Source organism: Citrobacter sp. wls757, assembly GCF_005280935.1.
GTDB lineage: Bacteria > Pseudomonadota > Gammaproteobacteria > Enterobacterales > Enterobacteriaceae > Citrobacter > Citrobacter portucalensis.
The window spans coordinates 139,395-141,092 of record NZ_SZWU01000039.1 but is presented as its reverse complement, the minus strand read 5'-3'; the positions used below and the strand labels follow the sequence as shown (position 1 = coordinate 141,092).

The following is a 1,698-nucleotide window of genomic DNA, read 5'->3' as shown; positions in this document are numbered from 1 at the left end:
CTTCCACTAATTTTCTGACCGTGCCGGATGACGACGCTACGCGTCTTATCCGGCCTACGGTACCTCAGGCAACTCAAGGAGTCTTGTCGTGTTAATCATTGAAACCCTGCCGCTGCTGCGCCAGCATATTCGTCGTCTGCGTCAGGAAGGCAAACGCGTCGCACTGGTTCCCACCATGGGCAACCTGCACGACGGCCATATGAAACTGGTCGATGAAGCAAAAGCGCGGGCTGATGTGGTGTTCGTCAGCATTTTCGTTAACCCGATGCAGTTTGACCGACCAGACGATCTGGTGCGCTATCCGCGCACCCTGCAGGAAGATTGCGAAAAGCTGAACAAGCGTAAAGTCGATTATGTCTTTGCTCCGGCCGTTGAAGAGATCTACCCGCAGGGTCTGGAAGGCCAGACTTTCGTTGATGTTCCCGGCCTCTCTACCATGCTGGAAGGCGCCAGCCGCCCGGGCCACTTCCGTGGTGTTTCCACTATCGTCAGCAAGTTGTTTAACCTGATCCAACCCGATATCGCCTGCTTTGGTGAAAAAGATTTCCAACAGTTGGCGCTGATCCGCAAAATGGTAGCGGACATGGGTTATGACATTGAGATCGTTGGCGTACCGATTATTCGCGCCAAAGACGGTCTGGCCCTCAGCTCACGTAACGGTTATCTAACGGCAGAACAGCGTAAAATTGCGCCAGGCCTGCACAACGTGATGAACGGTATCGCTGAAAAGCTGATTGCGGGTAATCGTGAGCTGCAAGAAATTATTACCATTGCCGAACAAGAACTGAATGAAAAAGGCTTCCGCGCCGACGATATTCAGATTCGTGATGCCGACACGCTGCTGGAGTTGACTGAAACCAGTACACGCGCGGTGATTCTGGCCGCAGCATGGCTGGGTCAGGCTCGTCTGATCGATAATCAAAGCGTTACATTAGCCCAGTAGACAGGGGTTAAAAATCGGGCAATACTGCCTGAAGATTTCTCAAAGCAGGCCAGTCGCGCCTGCTTAGCCAAGGTAAACGACAGGGTATAGAAGTTATGATTCGCACCATGCTGCAAGGCAAGCTCCACCGCGTAAAAGTCACGCAGGCGGACCTGCATTACGAAGGCTCCTGCGCCATCGACCAGGATTTCCTTGATGCCTCAGGTATTCTGGAAAACGAAGCTATTGATATCTGGAACGTGACCAATGGTAAACGTTTCTCAACCTATGCCATTGCGGCTGAACGCGGCTCCAGAATCATCTCGGTGAACGGTGCAGCGGCGCACTGTGCTGAAGTTGGCGACATTGTGATTATCGCCAGCTTCGTCACTATGTCTGACGAAGAAGCCCGTACATGGCGTCCGAAAGTGGCCTATTTCGAAGGCGACAACGAAATGAAACGTACTGCAAAAGCCATTCCGGTACAGGTCGCCTAGATCTCACCACTAATACAACTCATCAAGATAAACATATTTTTGATGAGTTGTATTTAAAACCTATAAATAATATTATTTATTATCTATCTTATTTATTAAGTAATACACTTTAATTATACTTAAAAAAACTTAAAGCATTTCTAATAATCCCCCAATTCCCTTTCGTCATCGCCCCCTATAAAATACGCTCCGAAATTCAATATTTCAAAAAATAAGATATATGAAATTATATCTTATGTTTATATTTAAAAACTAAATATGGATATTAGAAATGTCTTT

At 47.7% G+C, this 1,698-nt stretch carries 2 protein-coding genes; both read left to right on the top strand.

The genetic code is table 11. The annotated features are described in order from the left end of the window. The first annotated feature begins 88 nt into the window (after positions 1 to 88). Complete coding sequence (gene panC, locus FDW94_RS11215; protein WP_137377589.1) at positions 89 to 943, top strand: pantoate--beta-alanine ligase; 855 nt, start codon at positions 89 to 91, stop codon at positions 941 to 943. 95 nt (positions 944 to 1,038) lie between these two features. Beyond that, a complete protein-coding gene (gene panD / locus FDW94_RS11210; RefSeq protein ID WP_000621526.1) occupies positions 1,039 to 1,419 on the top strand; it encodes an aspartate 1-decarboxylase in 381 nt (126 codons plus the stop codon). Positions 1,420 to 1,698: the final 279 nt, after the last annotated feature.

Coding starts and splice junctions, on each gene's coding strand:
- panD (WP_000621526.1), top strand. CDS start 1,039: ATGATTCGCACCATGCTGCAAGGCAAGCTCCACCGCGTAAAAGTCACG.